The organism is Nitrincola schmidtii (genome assembly GCF_008973715.1).
In the GTDB taxonomy this organism is placed as follows: Bacteria; Pseudomonadota; Gammaproteobacteria; order Pseudomonadales; family Balneatricaceae; genus Nitrincola; species Nitrincola schmidtii.
The window spans coordinates 31,516-54,420 of record NZ_WBOL01000009.1 but is presented as its reverse complement, the minus strand read 5'-3'; the positions used below and the strand labels follow the sequence as shown (position 1 = coordinate 54,420).

At 44.4% G+C, this 22,905-nt stretch carries 21 protein-coding genes; 18 read left to right on the top strand and 3 right to left on the bottom strand.

Going from position 1 to position 22,905, the window contains the following annotated elements:
- Positions 1 to 48: 48 nt before the first annotated feature.
- Positions 49 to 1,383, bottom strand: a complete 1,335-nt coding sequence (gene aptA, locus F7R24_RS09280; RefSeq protein ID WP_151670979.1) for an omega-aminotransferase AptA — start codon at positions 1,381 to 1,383, stop codon at positions 49 to 51.
- Between the two features lie 157 nt (positions 1,384 to 1,540).
- On the opposite strand from aptA, the gene F7R24_RS09275 reads away from it, so the two are divergent.
- Both F7R24_RS09275 and lhgO read left to right on the top strand, forming a co-directional pair.
- Positions 1,541 to 2,467, top strand: coding sequence for a LysR family transcriptional regulator (locus F7R24_RS09275; protein WP_151670978.1), 927 nt, complete (start codon positions 1,541 to 1,543; stop codon positions 2,465 to 2,467).
- A gap of 31 nt (positions 2,468 to 2,498) precedes the next feature.
- Positions 2,499 to 3,710 (top strand): L-2-hydroxyglutarate oxidase, encoded by a 1,212-nt coding sequence (lhgO, locus tag F7R24_RS09270; RefSeq protein WP_151670977.1) that lies wholly within the window; start codon positions 2,499 to 2,501, stop codon positions 3,708 to 3,710.
- Here the strand turns inward: lhgO and F7R24_RS09265 are convergent.
- The gene (locus tag F7R24_RS09265; protein ID WP_168926808.1) at positions 3,707 to 5,956 is read right to left on the bottom strand and encodes a putative bifunctional diguanylate cyclase/phosphodiesterase; all 2,250 of its coding nucleotides are present in this window, start codon (positions 5,954 to 5,956) and stop codon (positions 3,707 to 3,709) included. The genes lhgO and F7R24_RS09265 overlap by 4 nt on opposite strands.
- Positions 5,957 to 6,028: 72 nt before the next feature.
- Here F7R24_RS09265 and F7R24_RS09260 point away from each other — a divergent pair, with 72 nt between their 5' ends.
- The 4 genes from F7R24_RS09260 (at position 6,029) to F7R24_RS09245 (ending at position 10,706) form a co-directional block, all read left to right on the top strand.
- On the top strand, positions 6,029 to 6,913 hold the full coding sequence (locus F7R24_RS09260) for a DMT family transporter (RefSeq protein WP_151670975.1): 885 nt from the start codon (positions 6,029 to 6,031) through the stop codon (positions 6,911 to 6,913).
- Between the two features lie 266 nt (positions 6,914 to 7,179).
- A complete protein-coding gene (locus tag F7R24_RS09255; protein ID WP_151670974.1) occupies positions 7,180 to 8,700 on the top strand; it encodes a cryptochrome/photolyase family protein in 1,521 nt (506 codons plus the stop codon).
- Positions 8,701 to 8,807: 107 nt separating this feature from the next.
- Entirely contained in the window at positions 8,808 to 10,136 is a 1,329-nt protein-coding gene (locus F7R24_RS09250) for an aspartate aminotransferase family protein (RefSeq protein ID WP_151670973.1), read from the top strand.
- 9 nt (positions 10,137 to 10,145) lie between these two features.
- Positions 10,146 to 10,706, top strand: coding sequence for a carboxymuconolactone decarboxylase family protein (locus tag F7R24_RS09245; protein WP_151670972.1), 561 nt, complete (start codon positions 10,146 to 10,148; stop codon positions 10,704 to 10,706).
- Between the two features lie 87 nt (positions 10,707 to 10,793).
- Here the strand turns inward: F7R24_RS09245 and F7R24_RS09240 are convergent, their stop codons facing one another.
- Positions 10,794 to 11,345 carry a copper chaperone PCu(A)C gene (locus F7R24_RS09240; protein ID WP_151670971.1) on the bottom strand — a complete coding sequence of 184 codons (552 nt, stop codon included), beginning with the start codon at positions 11,343 to 11,345 and terminating at the stop codon, positions 10,794 to 10,796.
- A 568-nt stretch (positions 11,346 to 11,913) separates the two neighbouring features.
- Here F7R24_RS09240 and mnmG point away from each other — a divergent pair.
- The 12 genes from mnmG to atpD all read left to right on the top strand — a co-directional run bounded on the left by mnmG (position 11,914) and on the right by atpD (position 22,886).
- A complete protein-coding gene (gene mnmG / locus F7R24_RS09235) occupies positions 11,914 to 13,812 on the top strand; it encodes a tRNA uridine-5-carboxymethylaminomethyl(34) synthesis enzyme MnmG (RefSeq protein WP_151671064.1) in 1,899 nt (632 codons plus the stop codon).
- Positions 13,809 to 14,447, top strand: coding sequence for a 16S rRNA (guanine(527)-N(7))-methyltransferase RsmG (gene rsmG / locus F7R24_RS09230; protein WP_151670970.1), 639 nt, complete (start codon positions 13,809 to 13,811; stop codon positions 14,445 to 14,447). The genes mnmG and rsmG overlap by 4 nt, the downstream gene beginning before the upstream one ends.
- 2 nt (positions 14,448 to 14,449) lie before the next feature.
- Positions 14,450 to 15,265, top strand: a complete 816-nt coding sequence (locus F7R24_RS09225) for a ParA family protein (protein WP_151670969.1) — start codon at positions 14,450 to 14,452, stop codon at positions 15,263 to 15,265.
- Complete coding sequence (locus tag F7R24_RS09220) at positions 15,265 to 16,164, top strand: ParB/RepB/Spo0J family partition protein (protein ID WP_151670968.1); 900 nt, start codon at positions 15,265 to 15,267, stop codon at positions 16,162 to 16,164. The genes F7R24_RS09225 and F7R24_RS09220 overlap by 1 nt, the downstream gene beginning before the upstream one ends.
- Before the next feature lie 118 nt (positions 16,165 to 16,282).
- The gene (locus tag F7R24_RS09215; protein ID WP_151670967.1) at positions 16,283 to 16,732 is read left to right on the top strand and encodes an ATP synthase subunit I; all 450 of its coding nucleotides are present in this window, start codon (positions 16,283 to 16,285) and stop codon (positions 16,730 to 16,732) included.
- A 16-nt stretch (positions 16,733 to 16,748) separates the two neighbouring features.
- Complete coding sequence (gene atpB, locus F7R24_RS09210; RefSeq protein ID WP_151670966.1) at positions 16,749 to 17,573, top strand: F0F1 ATP synthase subunit A; 825 nt, start codon at positions 16,749 to 16,751, stop codon at positions 17,571 to 17,573.
- Between the two features lie 70 nt (positions 17,574 to 17,643).
- A complete protein-coding gene (gene atpE, locus F7R24_RS09205; RefSeq protein ID WP_036520659.1) occupies positions 17,644 to 17,868 on the top strand; it encodes a F0F1 ATP synthase subunit C in 225 nt (74 codons plus the stop codon).
- Positions 17,869 to 17,942: 74 nt separating this feature from the next.
- Entirely contained in the window at positions 17,943 to 18,413 is a 471-nt protein-coding gene (locus F7R24_RS09200) for a F0F1 ATP synthase subunit B (RefSeq protein WP_151670965.1), read from the top strand.
- Between the two features lie 12 nt (positions 18,414 to 18,425).
- Positions 18,426 to 18,962: a F0F1 ATP synthase subunit delta gene (locus F7R24_RS09195; protein ID WP_151670964.1), complete on the top strand. Its 537-nt coding sequence runs from the start codon at positions 18,426 to 18,428 to the stop codon at positions 18,960 to 18,962.
- A gap of 15 nt (positions 18,963 to 18,977) precedes the next feature.
- Positions 18,978 to 20,522 carry a F0F1 ATP synthase subunit alpha gene (gene atpA / locus F7R24_RS09190; RefSeq protein ID WP_151670963.1) on the top strand — a complete coding sequence of 515 codons (1,545 nt, stop codon included), beginning with the start codon at positions 18,978 to 18,980 and terminating at the stop codon, positions 20,520 to 20,522.
- 77 nt (positions 20,523 to 20,599) lie between these two features.
- The gene (gene atpG / locus F7R24_RS09185; protein ID WP_151670962.1) at positions 20,600 to 21,469 is read left to right on the top strand and encodes a F0F1 ATP synthase subunit gamma; all 870 of its coding nucleotides are present in this window, start codon (positions 20,600 to 20,602) and stop codon (positions 21,467 to 21,469) included.
- Between the two features lie 37 nt (positions 21,470 to 21,506).
- A complete protein-coding gene (atpD, locus tag F7R24_RS09180; RefSeq protein ID WP_151670961.1) occupies positions 21,507 to 22,886 on the top strand; it encodes a F0F1 ATP synthase subunit beta in 1,380 nt (459 codons plus the stop codon).
- Positions 22,887 to 22,905: the final 19 nt, after the last annotated feature.

The window sequence follows — 22,905 nt, the reverse complement described above, 5'->3', positions numbered from 1 at the left end:
GTCTCTCTCTTATCTCGTTAATTCAGTCAGCTTTGATCAACTAGCTCTTTATTCAGTTGCGTTTAAGGCATCGCCCAGTGCATTGATCAACAAATCAATCTCTTCACTATCCACCGTAAAAGGTAAACCTAATTGAATCGTGTCTCCACCGTAACGCACATAGAAACCTTTTTCCCAGCATTTCATCGCAACTTGATAAGGGCGCTTCAGGGGTTCACCTGGAACGGCTGCCAGGGTCATGGCGCCAGCTAAGCCATAATTACGTATGTCAGTTAAATGACGGCATCCTTTTAAGCTATGTAGCTTCTCTTCAAAAATCGGCGCCATGCTGGCAGAACGCTGGATCAACTGATCTTTTTCCAACAGATCCAGTGCCGCTAATCCGGCTGCACAGGCCACAGGGTGGGCTGAGTAGGTATAGCCATGCGGTAATTCCAGCATGTAATCCGGTCCACCCTGTTCCATAAAGGTGTTATAAATTTCTGAACGCACCACGACGGCACCCATCGGTACGGCACCATTGGTCATCTGTTTGGCAATATTTAGAATGTCCGGTTTCACGCCAAACGCCTCGGCACCCGTTTTGGTTCCACAACGGCCAAATGCAGTGATCACTTCATCAAAAATCAGCAGAATATTGAATTGATCACAAATTTCGCGCAATCGTTGCAGATAACCCACTGGCGGTGGAATGACACCGGCAGAACCCGCCATCGGCTCAACAATCACCGCCGCCACATTGGAAGCATCGTGTAAGGTGATCATCTCTAGCAGTTCGTTTGCCAGTTCTGCACCGGTTTTCGGCATACCACGTGTGAAGGCATTTTCTTTCAGGATGGTATGGGACATATGATCCGCTTCGACCGCTTGTCCAAACATAGCACGGTTAGCGCCGATACCTCCGACAGAAATTCCACCAAAGTTAACGCCGTGATAGCCCTTGATACGGCCTATCAAGCGTGTTTTTGTCGGCATTCCTTTTTTACGCCAATAGGCACGCGCAATTTTCAGTGAGGTATCCGCACTTTCTGAACCCGAACCAGTGAAAAAGACATGATCGAGTCCTTCAGGCATAAACTCGACGATCTTATTCGCCAGTTGGAATGACTTAGGATGACCAAATTGAAAAGCAGGGGAGTAATCCAATTGCGTCAACTGCTTACTGACCGCTTCGGCTATCTCTGGACGATTATGGCCAGCACCACAGCACCACAAACCTGATAGACCATCAAAAATACGGCGACCCTCAGCATCGATGTAATATTTACCGTCCGCTGCCACGATCATACGCGGGTTATCTTTAAACTGACGATTGCCGGTATAGGGCATCCAATGGGCTTCGAGCTCTTGTCGGCTCAGGCCAGCCGCTTTTTCATTCGCCATGACGATCTCCTAGGACAATGCTTTTATATGCTGATTATTAATATTGATTTAACCAGTGTGCTAGCAATGTTAGTTTTTTAAAATATTTATTTAGTTATCTTTACTTAACCTTTTAGTTAACTAAAATTGAATGATACGTCTATCGGAAACAATCACCATGAAAACTTTAAAGCCTGCGCTATCGGGGCAAATCGCCGATGCCGATATTCGCCTATTGCGAATCTTTAGAACGGTTGTAGAGAGAGGCGGTTTCGCTGCAGCAGAAGTCGATCTGAATATCAGTCGTGCTGCCATCAGTACCGCCATGTCAGATCTTGAGCAACGCTTATCTTTAAGGTTATGTCAGCGTGGTCGAAGTGGTTTTTCGTTAACCGAAGAAGGGCGTGAAGTCTACGCTTACACTTTGCAGCTGCTGTCCGCTCTAGAGGAGTTTCGCACTCAAGTGAATAGCCTGCATGCGCACCTAAAAGGCGAGTTGAATATCGGTATTACCGATAATCTGGTGACCATGCCACAAATGCATATCACCGATGCGATAGGTGAAATTAAAGCGCGCGGTCCAGAGGTGATGATCAATATTCGCATGACTCCTCCGGCTGAAATTGAAGTGGCCGTATTGGATGGGCGTTTACACTTAGGTGTGGTACCTGTTATCAAGGCGTTACCGGGTCTTAACTATCTAGCTTTATACAGTGAAACCTCTCAACTCTATTGCAGCCATGATCATCCACTGTTTGATCAAACTCAGGTAACAAACAAACAATTAGCGACCTTAGATGTCGTCGCGGCTGCGTATGCCCAAACAGATGAAGCCTTGGCGCAGTATCAATCGCTGCGTGTCAGTGCCACCGCAACCGATAGGGAAGGGATAGCATTTCTGATTTTAACCGGCCGCTATTTGGGATTTTTACCCACGCATTATGCCGATCGCTGGGTTAAAGAAGGGCAAATGCGTGCCATTGAGCCTGAACATTGGCAATTTTCAACGGAGTTTTCTGCCATCACCCGCAAAGGGAGTCGTCCCAATCTGATTTTAGAAACCTATCTATCACTGTTGCAACACACTATTCAGATGGCATCATAAACACTGATTCTCATGATAAGAGGTTTTTCACGTGTACGATTTCATCATTATCGGCGGTGGTATTCTGGGTTTCTCTACGGCGATGCAACTGCAGCAACGCTATCCAGACAAACGCATTCTTGTATTAGAAAAAGAGTCTGGTCCCGCCCAGCATCAAACAGGCCATAACAGTGGTGTCATACATGCAGGGGTTTACTACACACCCGGCAGTTTAAAAGCACGCTTCTGTTTAGAGGGTAATCGTCGCATCAAAGCGTTCTGTGACGAACATCAGGTGCACTATGATGAGTGCGGAAAACTCTTGGTCGCCACCAACGAGATTGAAATGCAACGGATGCAAGCGCTTTGGGAAAGAACCGAAGCCAATGGGCTAGAGCGTTATTGGTTATCAGCAGATGAATTAAAAGAAAGAGAGCCCAACATCGTCGGCATAGGAGCTATTTTTGTCCCTTCGAGTGGCATCGTTAATTACGCCCAAGTGACTGCAACCATGGCCAAGGTATTTCAACAAGCGGGCGGTGAAATTCGCTATGGACATCGCGTAAATGCCCTGTTAGAAACATCCAATGAAGTGCGCGTATCCACAGAGCAAGAAACCTTCACTAGCCGCTATATGATCAGTTGTTCCGGACTGATGGCAGATCGTATCGTGAAAATGCTGGGACTTAAGCCTGATTTCACGATTTGTCCTTTCAGGGGTGAATACTACCTGTTGCCCGAAAAGCATAATCAGATAGTGAACCATCTAATCTATCCCATACCTGATCCATCCATGCCCTTTTTAGGGGTGCACTTAACACGCATGATTGATGGTACCACCACCGTAGGACCTAATGCAGTATTAGCGCTTAAACGCGAAGGCTACCGTAAAACAGATATTTCACCAGCCGATCTTGTGCAGATGTTTACCAACCTCGGCATTCTTAAGGTATTGGCAAAAAACCTAAAGCCTGGATTAGTTGAAATGAAGAACTCGTTGTTCAAATCAGCTTATCTGGAAGAGGTACGCAAGTATTGCCCAGCCATTGCGTTATCAGACCTAAAGCCCTATCCAGCGGGTGTTCGTGCTCAGGCTGTCAGTCGAGACGGTAAACTCATCGATGATTTTCTGTTCATGAATACTAAACGCAGTGTGAATGTTTGTAATGCGCCTTCTCCAGCGGCAACTTCGTCCTTACCCATTGGTGAACATATCGTTGATCAGATAACACAGTTAGTTGATGACTTGGAGAAATCGCACTAAAAAGTCAGACTCGGTAGCGTATGACGAACCCATGCAGGCAAATCCTTTGCGGGCATGGGTTTAGCAATGCCGTAACCTTGCCCGGAATAGCAATTTAATGCTAATAATTGACGACAATGAGCAGGGGTTTCAACACCTTCTGCAATCACATGCAAGTTGAATGCTTTAGCCAAACCTAACACACCTTCGATAATCGAGAGGTCATCAGGATCACCCAACATATCACGCACGAAAGCCTGATCTATTTTCAAACAATCCACAGGCAAGCGTTTAAGATAAGCTAAAGAGGAATAACCTGTTCCAAAATCGTCCAAGGCTAAACTAACGCCTAACTGACGGCACTGAGATAGGATACTTGAGACTAGTTCAATATCTTCTAAGGCACTGGTTTCCAGAATTTCCAGCTGAATAAGTTGTGGATTAATATGTGGGTAAGCATTTAATAACTTATTTAATTCATCAATGAATTCAATCCGTTGTATATGTTGTGCCGCGATATTGATACTCAGTGGACAACTAAACCCCTGCTGATGCCAATCCTGTAATTGCTGCAATGCTGCATTCATGACCCATTTACCAAGATCTAACTCTAACTGATGCCCATCTATCACCGGTAAGAACTGTCCAGGTGGAATTAATCCTTTTTCAGGATGTTGCCAACGTATCAAAGCCTCAGCACCCTCAAACATCAGTGTTTTCATATTAATTTTGGGTTGGAAGAAGAGAATGAACTCATCGTTAGACAGACCATCCTCTATACGATGCAATGCTATTTGTTTCTCTCGTATTTCTGTTTCTAGCTTAATATCAAAAAGATGGTAACGATCTTTACCTGCTTGTTTCGCAAGATACATGGCTTGATCGGCATGACGCATGAGTTGATCTGGGTCAGCATCATCTAAAGGATATATGGTTACCCCTATACTGGCTGACACTTTGAAATTTTGTCCTTCTAATTGCACGGTAGAGGAAACAGCTTCTAAAAGTCTCATCATTACGGGTTCGCAATCGTCAACCTTATCTAAACCGCCTAGCACTGCCACAAACTCATCACCACCGATCCGTGCTAAGGTATCCTCATCGCGTAATGTCTGTTGCATCAGTACGGAAAGATGCTGTAGCACGCGATCCCCCATTTCATGTCCAAAACCATCATTGATGCCTTTAAACCCATCGAGATCTAAATAAGCAACGGCCACCAATTGATGATTTCTTCGTGACAAACTGATCATCTGGTTTAGTCGATCAGAAAGTAAAATGCGATTAGGTAGGCCGGTTAAGGCATCAAAATGAGCCAGTTTTTCCAATGCATCCTGCGCTTTTTTTAACGGCGTTAAATCAACATCAACACAGTAGAGTTCTTTACCACCGTGTATAGTTGTATGCATGACATGGCTTGAAAATACCTGAAGTTCGGTACCATTTTTATGAAGAAGAGTCACTTCCTCAGAGGGTATCTCTTTATCTTGCGTTAACCACTGTTGATGAACGTCTATCACAGCTTGTCTATGCTCGGGAGGGATAATCAGATCTTCAAGCTGTTTACCTAAGACTTCTTCTTCTGTGTACCCATATAGCAATTCACTAGCATGGTTCCATAAAAATACACGGCGATTAACATCATAGCCCTGAACAGCAATGGCAGGGATGCGTTCAAATAGATAGCGTAATCGTGACTCACTGGCTTTAAGCATATCTTCAGTTCGCTTATGCTCCAACGCATGGGTAAACATCTCGCCAGAAATTCTTAGTAGGTCAATTTCTGCTGTTGACCAAAATTGCTGATCAACGACTGCATCCAATCCGATAAATCCTACTAAACGGTCTTTAGATACCATGGGTATAAGGACTAAAGACTGGATGCCCTGAGTCTGAAGAAACTCTCGCTCGAACTGATGCTCACCAGACAGGCTTGCTACGTCAGGATAATGAAAAAGTTCTTTATTTAGAATCCGTTCTGCCATAGGAAAGTTTTGGTTTAATTCAAGATTCTGCAATAGCTCCTTTTGTGGGATGATGCCCTCTGCACACCATTCATGTGTATTATTAGCAAGACCAGAATCCTGAATGAGAAATAGATAACTTCGATCAGAATGGGTAAATTCTGCTAACCAGCGCAGGCACTCTTCTATCTGATGGTCAAGCTCCGAATAAGGACACAATACAATGGCAGAAGAGATGCGGCTGATCAGGCTTTGCAACTCATATCGCTGATTGGTCGTTACATCCGTTCGGCTAGAATCCATCACTATTACCATCCAGTTAAGTGGTTAACTAAAAAAGTATAGCGTTAATAATAAACAAGAAGATCAATATTGATGATAAAAAATCAGAAAAAAGCCGTTTTTTATGCGTTAGGTGCTGTAGCCTGTTGGTCGACAGTCGCGACTGCTTTTAAACTGTCATTAAATTATTTTTCGCCTGCTCAGCTGTTATGGGTTGCCACCTTAACCTCCGTTATCTTATTGATCTCCGTTCTTGCTTATCAAAAACGACTCAATGAACTACTTCCTAGCTTTAAACAACAGCCAAGTTTTTTTCTGATCGCAGGTCTGATGAACCCAACGCTTTACTATTTGGTGCTCTTCCAAGCCTATGACCGCTTACCCGCTCAGCAAGCGCAAACACTCAATTACACCTGGGCCATCACACTCACCCTGCTAGCCGTTCCTTTCTTAGGACAAACAATTCGTCGACAAGATTGGATCGCTATTCTATTGGGTTATACGGGTGCGATGGTGATTGCGACTCGGGGTGATCTGTTAAGCCTCCAGTTTGATGATTCCATCGGTGTCGCCTTAGCACTCTTCTCTACCTTTATCTGGGCAGGTTACTGGATATTAAATACCCGTAATCAAGTCGACCCATTAATCTCTCTTGCGCTGACCTTCATTCTTGCGTTTCCTATGATTACTGTTGCGACAGCGTTTTTTTCTGACTTTCACATGACGCAATGGCAAGGTTGGGTGGGGGCAACTTACGTGGGTATTTTTGAAATGGGAATCGCCTTCATTATGTGGCTAATGGCCATGCGCTATGCGGTTAACACTGCGCGTATCTCTAATCTCATTTTTATATCGCCTTTTTTATCCTTAGTCTTTCTCCGTTTTCTGGTTGGAGAAGAGATCTACCTCGCTACTATCGTTGGTCTGGTCATGATTATTGTGGCGCTTTTGATTCAACAATTGAAAAAATCAACTTAACGAGGGGTTTCAGAGCCCGCTTTATTGACAACACAGCACTTTGAAAACTTTCATCAGATCAGTGATCCAATTCTAGGCTAACAACGCATACCTAGGTTAGTAAACAATCGTTTACCCGACTAAGCTTGTGAAAAATATTAACATAGTGAGTTAACAGCAAAGCATTACTTAATCTATTGTAATAAATAGATAAAAAGACTTAATCCACGACTTTTTCAGCGGCTTTTTACACATTAACCACAAACTTATCCACAGAGATAGATTCGATGGAACTGCGTCTGATACTAGGTGATCAACTTAATGCTGCCCACTCATGGTTTAAAGAGGTAGACGATGATGTGATCTACCTGATCGCTGAGATGCGACAAGAGACAGATTATGTTGTTCATCATTTACAAAAAATCTGTGCTTTTTTTACGGCAATGGAAAAGTTCGCTAGAGCCCTTCAACAAGCAGGTCACAAGGTCGAGTATCTGACATTGGATGACACCCAGGGTTTTGACGATTTACCCCAACTCTTAAGTCACACCATTGAACATCACAATATTAAACATTTTAGCTATCAAGAACCTGACGAATATCGTTTGGATCAACAGTTACTTAAATTCTGCCAAACCTTAAGCATTAATAGTCGTTGTGTCGAGAGTGAGCACTTCATTACGTCAAGAGACGCTTGGGAAAAACTCCCCAACCATCGAATGGAGTTTTTTTATCGGGCACTTCGAAAACAACATAATGTTTTGATGGAAGCTAACAATAAACCCTTAGGAGGACGTTGGAATTTTGATACCGAAAATCGTCAATCTCTGCCTGAAAAGGTGGCGATTACTGAACCTTTATTATTTTCTGAGGATGTGACCAGTGTTATCGAAAGACTTAAGCGACATCAGGTAAAAACACTGGGAAATATTGCTGACAAAATGCTTATTTGGCCAGTCACACGACAAGCATCAAGACAGTTGTTATCTCATTTTTTAGAACAGTGTTTACCACAATTTGGTCAGTACCAAGATGCCATGACAGAAAGAGGTTGGAGCCTATTTCACAGTCGATTATCTTTTTCACTGAACAGTAAAATGCTGCATCCTATGGAGGTGATTCGTGCCACTGAAAACTATTGGCATGAACACCAGGATAAAGTTTCACTTGCTCAAGCAGAGGGTTTTATTCGGCAAATACTCGGCTGGCGTGAATACGTTCGTGCACTTTACTGGTCACAAATGCCTGATTACAAAACTCTCAATCATTTGCATGCTGAACGACCATTACCTAGCTACTTCTGGGATGGTAAAACAAAGATGCGCTGTATGTCTCATGCGATTCAACAATCATTAGATTTTGCCTATGCTCATCACATACAACGCTTAATGATTACCGGAAACTTCGCACTATTGGCAGGGATTCATCCTGATGCAGTGGATAACTGGTATCTAGGTATCTATATTGATGCGATTGAATGGGTTGAACTGCCTAACACACGAGGCATGAGTCAGTTTGCAGACGGAGGATTAATCGCCAGTAAACCCTATGCCGCCTCAGGTAACTATATTCAACGCATGAGTCATTACTGCAAATCCTGCCATTACGATGTTAAGAAAAAAACAGGCGAGGGAAGTTGTCCATTTAATAGTCTTTATTGGCACTTTATTCACAGACATCAAGCAGAGTTTGAGACCAACCCTCGCATGGGATTTCCGTTAAAACATTGGAAATCACTCGATGACGCAGCAAAACAGCCCATTCTGGATACAGCAACGACCTATCTGGATCAGATAGACCAACTTTGATAGCGATTAGATTGAAAATACCCCCTTTTTCTATACTCTTATACTATAGTTAAAAGCTTGAAATAAAATTGCCCCTTAATCAAAAAATCATTCTCAAAGGATGTGTCATGAGTCACGTATTGCATCGCAGCCTCGTCCAAAACTACCCCACTGCTGTTAAAGGAGACGGGGTGTATATCTTAGATGCGAACAATAAGCGTTATATTGATGCCTGTGGTGGAGCAGCGGTATCCTGCCTAGGACATAGCGATTCTGCAGTCATTGACGCGATAAAAAAACAAATCGATAGCATTGCTTACGCACACAGCTCTTTTTTCACTACCGAACCGATGGAAGTGTTAGCAGATTTTTTAGCTGAGCGCGCACCCGCAAGCCTAAATTCCGTTTACTTTGTTTCCGGTGGATCAGAAGCGGTAGAGTCAGCATTGAAGTTGGCGCGTCAATATTATGTTGAAAAGGGCGAACCACAACGTAAACACATCATTGCTCGTCGCCAAAGCTACCATGGTAATACCCTAGGAGCGCTTGCAACCGGGGGTAACCTATGGCGTCGCCAACAATTTGAACCCTTATTAATCAACATTCATCATTTAAGTCCTTGTTATGCTTATCGCGAACAGCTAGAAAATGAAACTGATTCAGCCTTTGCAGAACGCTTAGCGAATGAACTGGAAGCAAAAATTGCTGAATTAGGCGCTGAAAATGTGATGGCCTTTATTGCTGAACCCGTTGTCGGTGCCACCATGGGTGCGGTACCTCCGGTTGCGGATTACTTTAAACGTATGCGGGAAATCTGCACTCGTCATGGCATTTTATTGATTGCTGATGAAGTGATGTGTGGTATGGGTCGGACTGGCGCCTTATTTGCCAGCGCACAGGAAGAAATCGAACCTGATCTTATCTGTATCGCCAAAGGCTTAGGTGGAGGATACCAACCCATCGGCGCCACACTAGTCAGTGATGACATCATTACCACGATAAAAAATGGCTCAGGATTTTTCCAACATGGCCATACCTATATAGGACATGCAACCGCATGCGCGGCATCTTTAGCCGTACAACACCGCATTGAATCGGACAATTTGCTCGACAATGTCAATATCATGGGACAAAAGCTTCATGATGCACTGGTATCAACGCTCGGTGAGCATGTTCATGTTGGCGATATCCGAGGCCGAGGATTGTTTAGAGGTGTCGAACTGGTTGAGGATCGAGACACTAAAGCGCCTTTTGATCCATCACTTAAGCTTCATGCCAAAATTAAAGCAGCGGCTATGCAGCAAGGTCTTATGTGCTATCCCATGGGTGGCACACTGAATGGTAAAGATGGTGATCATATTTTATTGGCGCCACCTTTCATTATTAACGAGAACCATATAGATGAAATCGTCAGTAAACTCGATCTTGCCATCAATCAGGTTTTAAATGGATTGTAAGGAAATCAGATGCAGTCACGCTTAACACACTTAAACTCCGACAATACCACACCTGAACAACAACGGGTGTTGACGAAGATTCTTAAAGGACCTCGTGGCAACTTGGATGGTCCTTTCCTAGCTTGGGTTCATAGTCCAGAGCTAGCTGATCCCGCTCAGGAACTAGGTGCTTATTGTCGTTACCATACTCGGATACCCTTACGCTTGAGTGAATTAGCGATTCTTACAACAGCTGTTTGTTGGCAATCACAAGCAGAATGGCAAATACATGAGCCCATTGCCCATCAAGCGGGTATAAGTAAACAGATAACAGAAGCTATCAGAGTAGGAAGCGAGCCTGTTTTTGCGAATGCTGATGAGCAACTGGTGTATCAGTTAACCACTTCACTTTATAACACTAAACGTATACCCGATGACTTGTATCAACAAGCAGTCAATCACTTTGGCGAATCTGCTTTGGTCGACTTGATCGGAATTTTGGGTTACTACAGTCTTGTAGCTATGACTTTGAATGCCTTCGAGGTCAGAAGAAATACGGATCAACCCTTACCTTTTAAAGAAGCTTTTTAGATAAGTCTTTCTAGAACCTTTGTGATATAAAAACTGCCACTAATGTGGCAGTTTTTATATCACCGTCCATTGCATTAACTTAACGCATTAACGAATCAATGGGTCCGTCATAATTCCTTCATCTAAACCCTCAGTACGACGAGGTGTTCTTCCTGGCTGCATCGGATCAGTGCGCATATTTTCCAGCATACGATCGCTCGATACACCGACAGAACGCACTTGAACACGTACCGTTTCCTGATCACCATTGTCAAAATGCAAAGTTAGATTAAAACGACTACCTGCACGCTGTTGAGATGTTATTCCCTCAAGCATCAAAAATAATGACGAATCGTCCATATTCACCGGGACAGCAATAGGCAATTCAACTCGGTCTATATAACTCATTCGCATTCTATTACTGCTCTGCGTTAGCGCTTGAATAGTCACCTGGCTGGCAACCTCCGTTGAAGCACCCACTAAAAAACGTGAGGTATCAGAAAGGTTGGTTAAGTTGAGGTAAACCGGTGCTCTATCCAAGCCTGGAACAGAAAAAGAGGGGCTCCATGCATTGTCCGAATAGATTTTTGTAGCCATAGCGGGGTTAGCAAAAACGACAGAAAGCAGCAAAACGCTGAAAAAACGACTAACTCCTAACATATCACACTCCTAAGTAATGGGGGATTTCCCTTATATTTACTCATGATATCTTAATTTGTCCACACTTCCCAATTCGATTTTAGTCGGTTGTTTTAATAAGATTTGTGGATAAAATCACAACTTAACGACAGGATATACAAAGATTAGACACAATATCGAGTGAAAAAATACTTATCCACATTAACCTGTGTGCAATATGTATAAATAGGCAGGTATAATCTGCTTACAAAAATGTGGATAACTCTATCTGTTGATAAGTGTCGGTTTTATGCACAAACTCTGGACAGGCGTAGAACACCTTGGATACCCCTATAAATACAGATTTGTCATTTAATCAATCAATTGATTTATAAGTATAATTTTTGTTTTTCAACAGAAAAAGGCTTGACCATATACAAATACAAAAATAAAGCTCTTCTTTAAAAACTCTTTATTTAATTAGTTAAGAGCTTTAAAACAAAAACTGATCAAATTTTGACCATTCCTAATCCTTGATTAGAACGGTATACTTAGCGCCCTTGAAATAACCGCCTGAATCTCAGGTAACTCAATACGGTGAAAACGAATGGTGGATTATCCCGATCACTTTGATGTCATTGTCATCGGTGGCGGCCATGCCGGTACTGAAGCTGCACTGGCTGCTGCACGTATGGGCAGCAAAACTTTACTGCTGACACATAACATCGAAACTCTCGGGCAGATGTCTTGTAACCCTGCAATCGGTGGGATAGGAAAAAGTCATCTGGTTAAAGAGATTGATGCCTTAGATGGCGCAATGGCGCGTGCCACAGATTTAGGTGGTATTCAATTTAGAATCTTGAATGCCAGAAAAGGGCCCGCTGTTCGTGCTACGCGTGCCCAAGCAGACCGTATTCTTTACAAAGCGGCCATTCGTGAACACTTGGAAAATCAACGTAACTTGCAAGTTTTTCAGCAAGCTGCGGATGACTTGATTGTTGAACAGGACCAAGTTCGTGGTGTTATTACCCAAAGCGGTATACGTTTTCATGCGCAAGCGGTCGTGTTAACGGCAGGTACTTTTTTAGGCGGCGTTATACATATCGGATTACAAAACTATCAAGGTGGTCGTGCGGGTGATCCACCTTCAGTGGCGCTGGCGCGACGTTTACGCGAATTACCCTTTAGGGTCGAAAGATTAAAAACAGGAACGCCGCCACGTATCGATGCGCGAAGTGTTGATTTTTCTGTGATGCAGGAACAGCCCGGCGATACACCGACACCGGTGATGTCTTATTTGGGAAGTGTTGAACAACATCCGCGTCAAATTAGCTGTTTCATCACTCACACCAATGAAAACACCCACGATATTATTCGCGGAGGTCTCGACCGCTCGCCAATGTACAGTGGGGTCATTGAAGGTATAGGACCGCGTTACTGTCCATCCATCGAAGATAAAATTCACCGTTTTGCGGATAAAAATCATCATCAGATTTTTATTGAACCTGAAGGCTTAACGACTCACGAACTCTATCCTAATGGTATTTCAACCAGTTTACCTTTTGATGTCCAATTAGACTTGGTTAGATCTATCCGTGGATTAGAAAATGCGCACATCACCCGTCCTGGCTACGCCATTGAATACGATTATTTTAATCCTCAAGACCTAAAGCATACCTTGGAAACCCGTTTTATCGCGGGGCTATACTTTGCGGGTCAAATTAACGGCACCACCGGTTACGAAGAAGCTGGCGCTCAGGGTTTATTAGCAGGTATGAATGCTTCCCTAAGGGTGCAAGAAAAAGAGCAATGGTATCCACGTCGCGATGAAGCCTATATAGGAGTCCTCGTCGACGATTTGATTACACACGGAACTTCAGAACCCTATCGAATGTTCACCAGTCGAGCAGAATATCGCCTGATTTTACGTGAAGATAATGCAGATATGCGCTTGACCGAAAAAGGCCGAGAGTTAGGGTTAGTCAGTGATGAAAGATGGGCTGCGTTTGAACAAAAGCGAGAAGCCATCGTTAAAGAAAAACAACGTTTGGAAACCACGTGGATTCAGCCAGCGTCTGAAGAAGCTAAAGCCTTACAAGACCGACTGAGTTCGCCTTTGACTCGTGAATACAGCTTAGCAGATCTGATACGTCGTCCCGAACTTAGCTATACCGACGTAGCTAGCCTACGTGGATCTCCTGTCAATGATACCGATGTGGCAGAACAGGTTGAAGTCGAGTTCAAATACGCCGGTTATATTGAACGTCAGCGTGGCGAAATTGAACAGATGCGTAAACAGGAAAATACCGCTCTGCCTGATGATCTCGATTATGATCACGTCGGTGGGCTGTCTAATGAGCTGAAAAGTAAGCTACAAGCAGTTAAGCCAGTGAGCATCGCTCAAGCTTCTCGTATTCAAGGAATGACTCCTGCCGCAATTTCACTGTTGTTAGTTTATTTGAAAAAGCGCCAATTAGTTGCCAAACAATCGCGGAAAGCTGCCTTATGAGTGATTATCAAACGGAATTGAAGCAGCAGTTACAACAGATGGGTATCGAGATTTCCAGCCGTCAACAACAGGCGTTGATTGGTTATCTTGAACTTTTGGTTAAATGGAATAAAGCCTACAACCTAACCTCTGTTAGAGATCCGTTTGCCATGATCAGTCGACACTTAGCCGATAGCCTAAGTGTCTTACCTTTTGTTAAACAGCCGACATTAGACAATCCTCGTTTGATTGATGTCGGTAGTGGACCCGGCTTACCAGGAATTCCCTTAGCCATCTGTTTACCTGAGTATCACATCACCACGATTGACAGCAATGGCAAAAAAACACGCTTTCAACAACAGGTTAAAATGGAGTTAGCGCTTGATAACTTAACAGTAGTCAATAGTCGAGTTGAGGCCTATCAACCCGAACCTGCTGATATGGTAATTTCCCGTGCCTTTGCCTCATTAAATGATATGCTTGATTGGACACATCACCTTTGTAAAGATCAGGGTATTTTTCTTGCAATGAAAGGTCTGTATCCTGAACAAGAAATCCAATCACTTCGTGATGGATATATCGTTAAAGAATCACACCAATTAATGGTTCCAAAGTGCGATGCTGAAAGACATCTGCTGATATTGGGGAGAGCCTAACTGTGGCTAAAATACTGACCATTACCAATCAGAAAGGTGGTGTAGGCAAAACGACCACCTGCGTTAACCTTGCGGCATCCTTGGCAGCAACCAAAAAAAGAGTGCTATTGATCGACTTAGATCCACAAGGTAATGCGACCATGGGAAGCGGTGTTGATAAGCATGAACTGGAAGGTTCATCTTATGAGTTACTGACCGGCACCATGACAGCTGAAGAGTGTATTCGGTCGGGATTACCCTGCGGCTTTGATATTATCGGTGCTAACGGTGATTTAACCGCAGCAGAAGTTGAGTTATTACAACTGCCCAGACGTGAATTCCGCTTGAAAATGGCACTCATGCCGATTGCAGATAGATACGACTTTATCCTCTTAGATAATCCCCCCTCGTTGAATCTATTAACGGTAAATGCATTGTCTGCCTCTGCCGGTGTGATGATTCCTATGCAATGTGAATACTATGCCTTAGAAGGAATCAGTGCACTAATAGGAACCATCGATAAAATTCATAAGCGTCTGAATCCTGAATTGAAAATAGAAGGGATTCTACGCACTATGTTTGATCCACGTATGAGTTTAACGCGAGACGTTTCGGTACACTTAGTGGAATACTTTGGTGAAAAAGTTTATCGCACCGTTATTCCAAGAAATGTTCGTCTTGCAGAAGCACCTAGTCATGGACTGCCCGTTTTACAATATGACAAAAGCTCACGTGGAGCACTGGCATATTTAGCCTTAGCAGGTGAACTGATCAGACGAACAGAAGCAGAACAGAAAAAACAACAAGCTGAACAACTAGAAACACAGGAAGCAGAGTAATGGTGGTAAAAAAGCGTGGATTGGGGCGTGGACTAGATGCATTGTTATCAGGAATGTCTGAAGATAATGACTCTCCATTGCACGAAGCGACAACACCACTATCGACACAAGGCGAACTCCAGCACATGGAGTTAAATCGAATTGAACGAGGTCGCTATCAACCACGTCGGGATATGGAACCACAAGCCTTAGAAGAGCTTGCTGAATCGATAAAATTACAAGGAGTCATGCAGCCGATTGTTGTGCGCCCAATAGCGCAAGGGCGATATGAAATTATCGCCGGTGAACGACGTTGGCGGGCTACCCAAATGGCAGGATTGAGTACCATTCCTGTGATCATCAGAGATGTCCCAGATGAAGCAGCCATTGCGATGGCCCTTATCGAAAATATTCAGCGCGAAAACCTCAATCCTATTGAGGAAGCTTTTGCGCTAAGTCGATTACAGACAGAATTTGAACTAACACAGCAGCAAGTCGCTGATGCGGTCGGTAAATCCAGATCAACCATCGCGAATTTATTACGCTTAATGAACCTCACTGAAGAAGTTCGCAAGATGCTTGAATATGGAGACCTGGAAATGGGCCATGCCAGAGCACTATTAGGCCTTGAAGGTGATTTGCAGATAGAAGCGGCATCTCAGGTGGTTGCCAGAGCCCTATCGGTTAGAGAAACCGAAGTGCTGGTTAAGAAGTACCAGTCAGGTGAAATGCCGAAAAAAATGCCACCTGTGGCAAATAACGAAACTTTTAAAGAAATATCCGGTCAGCTTTCAAGACGTTTCTCTGCCCCTGTGAAAGTATCTGCATCAGCACAGGGAAAAGGCAAAATTAGTATCAGTTTCAATTCACAAGAACAGCTGGATCAGATTTTGACCCTATTAGAGAAACCACAAAATTAATCAGGGTAATTAGGTTAATTGTTAATACCTTAGTAACAGAGAAGCACACTATCTGTTGAGTCATAAGGCTTAAACCCCTATAATCGCCCAACTTAACATCAGGCTGTAATTGGAACCTATGGGCCAAGATCAGGAGAGACAAATAGAATCAACTGGTTTGGCAAGTAGCTCAGGCAAAAGCAAATACAATAAACGCCTAGCCTTGAATTACCTCAGATTGTTTCTGGTACAGTTAGCATTGATCTCAATCTTATCGGTGCTGATGATGTTGAAAGATTTTGTAACAGCTTATTCGGTTTTTTTAGGCGGGCTAATTTATCTTGTGCCTGCCGGATGGTTCTCACTAAGAGTACTGGTGAAAAATAAAGCCCAGACTCCAAGGCAGATAGTTGCCAATATATACGTGAGTGAAACTGGAAAAGTGTTGTTAGCAGTGGCCATGTTCACTCTGGTATTTATGCTAGTGGAACCCTTAAATGCTGGCGCACTGTTTGTAACCTACATTTTGCTGCAAATCACCGGATGGTATCTGCAGCTAAAACTGAATCAACGATTTCTAAAACTTTGACTGAGAGTAGCTGAGAATGGCAAGCGAAAACCCAACATCCTCAGAATATATTTCCCATCACCTGAGTAATTTGACCTTTGGTAATCACCCTGATTTTGGTTGGGGGTTTGCTGGTGGTGAAAAAGCTGCAGAGATGGGATTCTGGGCGATTCATGTCGATACCATGTTCTTTTCGATCCTGACCGGTGTGTTCTTCATCTGGTTATTCAAAAAGGTTGCAGATACAGCCGTTAGTGGTGTGCCTGGTAATCTTCAAAACTTCATTGAAGTGGTCGTAGAGTTCGTTGAAGATAACGTTAAGAGTATCTTCCATCACAACAATCCCACCATTGCACCCCTTGCATTGACGGTGTTTGTTTGGATTTTCTTAATGAACCTGCTGAAACTGATTCCAGTAGATTTCATTCCTTACATCGCTGGTGAAATGGGTCTTCCCTATTGGAAAATCGTACCCACCACCGATATCAACGCCACCTTGGGTATGAGCTTTAGTGTGTTCTTCTTGATCATCTACTACAGCATCAAGGTTAAAGGCGTGAAAGGTTTCGCAGCTGAGTTATCACTACAGCCATTAGGCAAATATTTCATTCCGTTTAACCTTTTCTTAGAGTTGGTTAACCTGTTTGCAAAACCAGTTTCACTGGGCCTACGTCTATTCGGAAACATGTACGCAGGTGAAATCATCTTTATCTTGATTGCACTACTACCTTTCTGGATACAATGGGTGCTTTCTGTGCCATGGGCGATCTTCCACATATTGGTCATCGTTCTACAGGCATTTATCTTCATGGTGCTAACAATTGTCTACATGGCAATGGCACATGATGAACACGAGCACTGATCATTGATCAGTGCCTTTGATAACACGAGTTTTCAATTCACTTTAACCTTAAAAATGTTGGAGAAAAAAAATGGCTGAACTGCTGTTTATCGCTGTAGCTCTGCTACTGGGTCTGTCTGCACTAGCTGGTGCATTGGGCGTAAGTTTGCTGGGTGGTAAGTTTCTTGAAGGTGCTGCACGTCAGCCTGAACTTGTTCCGTTGCTACGTAGCCAGTTCTTCATCGTGGTCGGTCTTGTTGACGCGGTTCCGATGATCGGTGTTGGTATGGCACTGTACATGCTGTTCGCAGGTTGATAACCGGTAATTATACCTTTGGGTCTGACCCGCTGGGGTCTTAACCATACAAATCAACCGCGAGGGGTAATGGCGTGAATATTAATCTCACCATCATTGGTCAGGCCATAGCATTCGCAATTTTCGTCATGTTCTGCATGAAGTACGTATGGCCACCGATTACGGCTGCCATGGCAGAACGTAAAAAGAAAATTGCCGAAGGTTTGGATGCAGCTGACCGTGCTGAACGTGATCTAAGATTGGCTCAAGAGCGAGCTGCTGACGATCTACGTGAAAGCAAGGTGCAGGCTGCTGCTATCATAGAACAGGCCAACAAGCGCGCTAACTTAATAATCGAAGAGGCAAAAGAGCAGGCTCGTGAAGAAGCCAACCGTGTTAAAGCGGCTGCTCAGGCTGAACTGAATCAAGAAATCAACCAAGCGAAAGAAGCACTTCGTTCGCAGGTAGTTATCTTAGCAGTCGCCGGTGCTGAAAAGATATTAGAAGCCTCTGTTGACCAAAAAGCATCCGCTAAACTAGTTGAAAAACTAGCAGCTGAGCTTTAAGCGAGGTTTATGATGGCTGAACTCAACACAATCGCACGGCCCTACACCAAAGCAGCGTTCGACTATGCGCTGAATAAGGGCGGCCTCGATCAGTGGTCAGAAATGCTGGCGTTTGCGGCTATGGTCGTAAACGACAGTGACATGAAGCGAGTTCTTGGAACGCCTTCACTGAGTGCAGAGCAAAAAGCTCAACTGATAATTTCAGTAAGCGACAAGAAACTAGACGATGCCAGCAAGAATTTTATTCATTTGCTTGCTGAAAATGGTCGTCTTGCTCTGCTTCCCAAAATTTCAGTTCAGTTCGATCAGCTAAAAGCAGATCATGAAAAGTCAGTCGATGTTGATTTGACGACTGCTTATGAGCTAGATCAGAAACTGGTTGATAAACTGGCTCAAGCACTGCGCTCCAAACTGGGACGTGAAGTAAAAATGACCTCTCGAGTGGATCAATCCATTCTCGGCGGTGTCATCCTTCGCGCAAATGACCTTGTGATCGACGGTTCGGTTCGCGCTAAATTGGCGAAACTGGCCGAAGCGATGAATTCCTGAGTATGGGGAATAACAATGCAGCAACTGAATCCATCTGAGATCAGCGAGATTCTCAAGAAGCGCATCGAAAAACTCGACGTGTCTTCTGAAGCCCGTAATGAGGGCACAATCGTAAGCGTATCTGATGGTATCATCCTGATTCACGGTCTGGCCGACGTAATGTACGGCGAAATGATCGAATTCCCAGGTGGTATCTACGGTATGGCCCTAAACCTTGAGCGCGACTCTGTCGGTGCCGTGGTATTGGGTGACTATCAAGGTCTGGTAGAGGGCATGACTGCTCGCTGTACAGGCCGTATCCTTGAAGTACCTGTCGGTCCTGAACTATTAGGCCGTGTGGTAGACGCACTGGGTAATCCAGTCGATGGCAAGGGTCCAATCGAAGCAAAATTAAGCGATCCGGTCGAGAAAGTCGCACCGGGCGTAATCGATCGTAAGTCAGTTGATCAACCTGTACAAACGGGTTTGAAAGCAATTGACGCGATGGTACCTGTAGGACGTGGTCAGCGTGAGTTGATCATCGGTGACCGTCAGATCGGTAAATCAGCGATCGCTATCGATGCGATCATTAACCAGAAAGGTACAGGCATCAAGTGTATCTACGTAGCCATCGGTCAGAAACAATCGACCATTGCTAACGTGGTACGTAAGCTTGAAGAGCATGGCGCAATGGATCACACCATTGTCGTTGCAGCCGGTGCAGCAGATCCTGCATCTATGCTGTTCCTTGCACCCTATTCTGGTTGTTCAATGGGTGAATACTTCCGTGACCGCGGACAAGACGCTCTGATCATCTATGATGATTTGACTAAACAAGCATGGGCATATCGTCAGATCTCCCTGCTGTTGCGTCGTCCACCAGGACGCGAAGCTTACCCAGGTGACGTTTTCTATCTTCACTCTCGTCTACTTGAGCGTGCTGCTCGTGTTAACGAAGATTATGTTGAAAAGTTCACAAAAGGCGAAGTGAAGGGTAAAACCGGTTCACTAACCGCTTTACCAGTCATCGAGACCCAAGGTGGTGACGTTTCGGCGTTCGTACCAACCAACGTTATCTCGATCACTGATGGTCAGATCTTCCTTGAGTCTGATCTGTTTAACTCAGGTATTCGTCCAGCGATCAACGCAGGTCTTTCAGTATCACGTGTAGGTGGTGCCGCTCAGACTAAGATCATCAAGAAGCTGGGTGGTGGTGTACGTCTAGCCTTGGCTCAGTACCGTGAATTGGCAGCATTTGCTCAGTTCGCTTCTGACCTTGACGAAGCAACCCGTGCACAGTTGGAGCATGGTCAGCGTGTTACTGAATTGATGAAACAAGCTCAGTACTCGCCGATGTCAGTCGCTGAAATGGGTCTGAGCCTGTTTGCTGCCAACGAAGGCTATCTGAAAGATGTAGAGTTGAACAAAATCGGTGCTTTTGAATCTGCGCTGATCGGCTTCTTTAACAGCGAATTTGCTGATCTGATGAAGTCTATCAATGAATCTGGTGATTATAACGACGAGATTTCAGCGAAGTTCAAAGCCGGCATTGACAAGTTCAAATCTACCCAGACTTGGTAAATACTCGTCAGAGTAGTGGGTCTGCGGGTTTAAACACCTAGCAGACCATACACTGAGTTAGGAATAGAGGCGGAACTATGGCAGTCGGAAAAGAGATTAAGACACAGATTGCGAGCATTGGTAGCACACGCAAAATTACCAGCGCCATGGAAATGGTTGCTGCGTCAAAAATGCGTAAAGCTCAAGACCGCATGAAGGCTTCCCGCCCGTACGCAAACGGTATTAGAGGTGTGATTCATCATTTGGCTACTGCCAATCCTGAATACAACCACCTTTACATGCAAGAACGTGAAGTGAAACGCGTTGGTTTTATCGTCGTTTCTACTGATCGCGGATTGTGTGGTGGCTTGAACGTTAACACGTTCAAGAAAGCTGTTAGCGCTATGAAAGAGTACCACACACAGAATGTTGAAATTGATATCTGTGCGTTGGGAAACAAGGCGATTACGTTTTTCAAAAACTACGGCGGTAACGTTGTAGCAGCGAAAGGTCACTTAGGTGATACACCTGAACTAGCCGATCTAATCGGTTCAGTAAAAGTGATGCTGACTGCTTTTGAAGAAGGTAGATTGGACAAACTATTCATTGTCTCTAACGAGTTCGTGAATACGATGACCCAGAAGCCAACGGTCGAGCAGATTTTGCCAGCCAAGGCAGACGAAACTGACACAAATGAACAGCTCAAACGCAGCTGGGACTATTTATACGAGCCGGACGCACAAGAGTTGTTAGAAGCACTCTTTGTTCGCTACGTCGAATCAGTAGTTTACCAAGGTGTGATTGAGAATATCGCCTGTGAGCAGGCAGCACGTATGTTAGCGATGAAGAACGCAACAGATAACGCCGGCGACCTTATTGATGAGCTGAAAATGGTTTACAACAAAGCTCGTCAAGCGGCAATTACTCAGGAAATTTCTGAGATCGTCAGTGGTGCTGCTGCTGTATAGAGCAGTGAACAGGTTTAAACGTTGAGAGGATCCGAACATGAGTAGCGGACGTATTGTTCAGATTATCGGTGCGGTTGTCGACGTGGAATTCCCACGTGAAGCCATTCCGAAGGTTTATGACGCATTACACGTCACAAAAACCGGCCTGACACTGGAAGTTCAGCAGCAGCTGGGCGATGGTGTTGTAAGGGCTATTGCCATGGGTCAGACCGAAGGTGTGAGCCGTGGACTTGAAGTAGAAAATACTGGTGCGCCTATCTCTGTACCTGTGGGTACAGCGACTCTAGGTCGTATCATGGACGTATTGGGTAATCCCATTGATGAAGCAGGCCCGATTGGTGAAGAAGAGCGTATGCCTATTCACCGTAAAGCTCCTTCTTATGCAGATCAAGCAGCGTCAAACGAGCTGTTAGAGACCGGTATCAAGGTAATCGACCTTGTATGTCCGTTTGCTAAGGGTGGTAAAGTCGGTCTGTTCGGTGGTGCCGGTGTAGGCAAAACCGTAAACATGATGGAATTGATCCGTAACATCGCGATCGAACACAGTGGTTTTTCTGTATTCGCCGGTGTAGGTGAGCGTACTCGTGAGGGTAACGACTTCTACTACGAGATGAAAGAATCCAACGTATTGGATAAAGTATCTCTCGTTTACGGTCAGATGAACGAACCACCAGGTAACCGTCTACGTGTTGCTCTGACAGGCTTGACCATGGCAGAGAAATTCCGTGACGAAGGTCGTGACGTACTGTTGTTCGTTGACAACATCTATCGTTACACCCTAGCGGGTACGGAAGTATCAGCACTGCTGGGTCGTATGCCTTCAGCGGTAGGTTACCAGCCAACACTGGCAGAAGAGATGGGTGTTCTTCAGGAACGTATCACCTCGACTAAAGTGGGTTCTATCACGTCTATCCAAGCGGTATACGTACCTGCGGATGACTTAACTGACCCGTCTCCTGCTACAACCTTCTCGCATTTGGATGCGACAGTAGTACTGTCACGTCAAATCGCGGAATTGGGTATCTACCCTGCGGTAGATCCACTAGATTCGACTTCACGTCAGCTAGACCCATTGGTTATCGGTCAGGAACACTATGAAGTTGCACGTAATGTGCAAGGTGTATTACAGCGCTATAAAGAGCTGAAAGACATCATTGCGATCCTAGGTATGGACGAGCTGTCTGATGAAGATAAGCAAATCGTATCTCGTGCACGTAAAATTCAGCGTTTCCTATCTCAGCCGTTCTTCGTTGCGGAAGTCTTCACTGGTTCACCAGGTAAGTACGTACCGCTAAAAGATACGATCAGCAGCTTTAAAGGCATTCTGGAAGGTGAATATGATCACATGCCAGAACAAGCTTTCTATATGGTTGGTGGTATTGAAGAAGCGATTGAGAAAGCCAAGGGCATGAAATAAGTTCTGGCGGAACCTTTAA

Bases quoted from the DNA above. Each gene is read 5' to 3' on its own strand.
- aptA (WP_151670979.1), bottom strand. From the start codon at position 1,383: ATGGCGAATGAAAAAGCGGCTGGCCTGAGCCGACAAGAGCTCGAAGCC.
- F7R24_RS09275 (WP_151670978.1), top strand. From the start codon at position 1,541: ATGAAAACTTTAAAGCCTGCGCTATCGGGGCAAATCGCCGATGCCGAT.
- F7R24_RS09265 (WP_168926808.1), bottom strand. From the start codon at position 5,956: ATGGATTCTAGCCGAACGGATGTAACGACCAATCAGCGATATGAGTTG.
- F7R24_RS09260 (WP_151670975.1), top strand. From the start codon at position 6,029: ATGATAAAAAATCAGAAAAAAGCCGTTTTTTATGCGTTAGGTGCTGTA.
- F7R24_RS09255 (WP_151670974.1), top strand. From the start codon at position 7,180: ATGGAACTGCGTCTGATACTAGGTGATCAACTTAATGCTGCCCACTCA.
- F7R24_RS09250 (WP_151670973.1), top strand. From the start codon at position 8,808: ATGAGTCACGTATTGCATCGCAGCCTCGTCCAAAACTACCCCACTGCT.
- F7R24_RS09245 (WP_151670972.1), top strand. From the start codon at position 10,146: ATGCAGTCACGCTTAACACACTTAAACTCCGACAATACCACACCTGAA.
- F7R24_RS09240 (WP_151670971.1), bottom strand. From the start codon at position 11,345: ATGTTAGGAGTTAGTCGTTTTTTCAGCGTTTTGCTGCTTTCTGTCGTT.
- rsmG (WP_151670970.1), top strand. From the start codon at position 13,809: ATGAGTGATTATCAAACGGAATTGAAGCAGCAGTTACAACAGATGGGT.
- F7R24_RS09220 (WP_151670968.1), top strand. From the start codon at position 15,265: ATGGTGGTAAAAAAGCGTGGATTGGGGCGTGGACTAGATGCATTGTTA.
- F7R24_RS09215 (WP_151670967.1), top strand. From the start codon at position 16,283: ATGGGCCAAGATCAGGAGAGACAAATAGAATCAACTGGTTTGGCAAGT.
- atpB (WP_151670966.1), top strand. From the start codon at position 16,749: ATGGCAAGCGAAAACCCAACATCCTCAGAATATATTTCCCATCACCTG.
- atpE (WP_036520659.1), top strand. From the start codon at position 17,644: ATGGCTGAACTGCTGTTTATCGCTGTAGCTCTGCTACTGGGTCTGTCT.
- F7R24_RS09195 (WP_151670964.1), top strand. From the start codon at position 18,426: ATGGCTGAACTCAACACAATCGCACGGCCCTACACCAAAGCAGCGTTC.
- atpA (WP_151670963.1), top strand. From the start codon at position 18,978: ATGCAGCAACTGAATCCATCTGAGATCAGCGAGATTCTCAAGAAGCGC.
- atpG (WP_151670962.1), top strand. From the start codon at position 20,600: ATGGCAGTCGGAAAAGAGATTAAGACACAGATTGCGAGCATTGGTAGC.
- atpD (WP_151670961.1), top strand. From the start codon at position 21,507: ATGAGTAGCGGACGTATTGTTCAGATTATCGGTGCGGTTGTCGACGTG.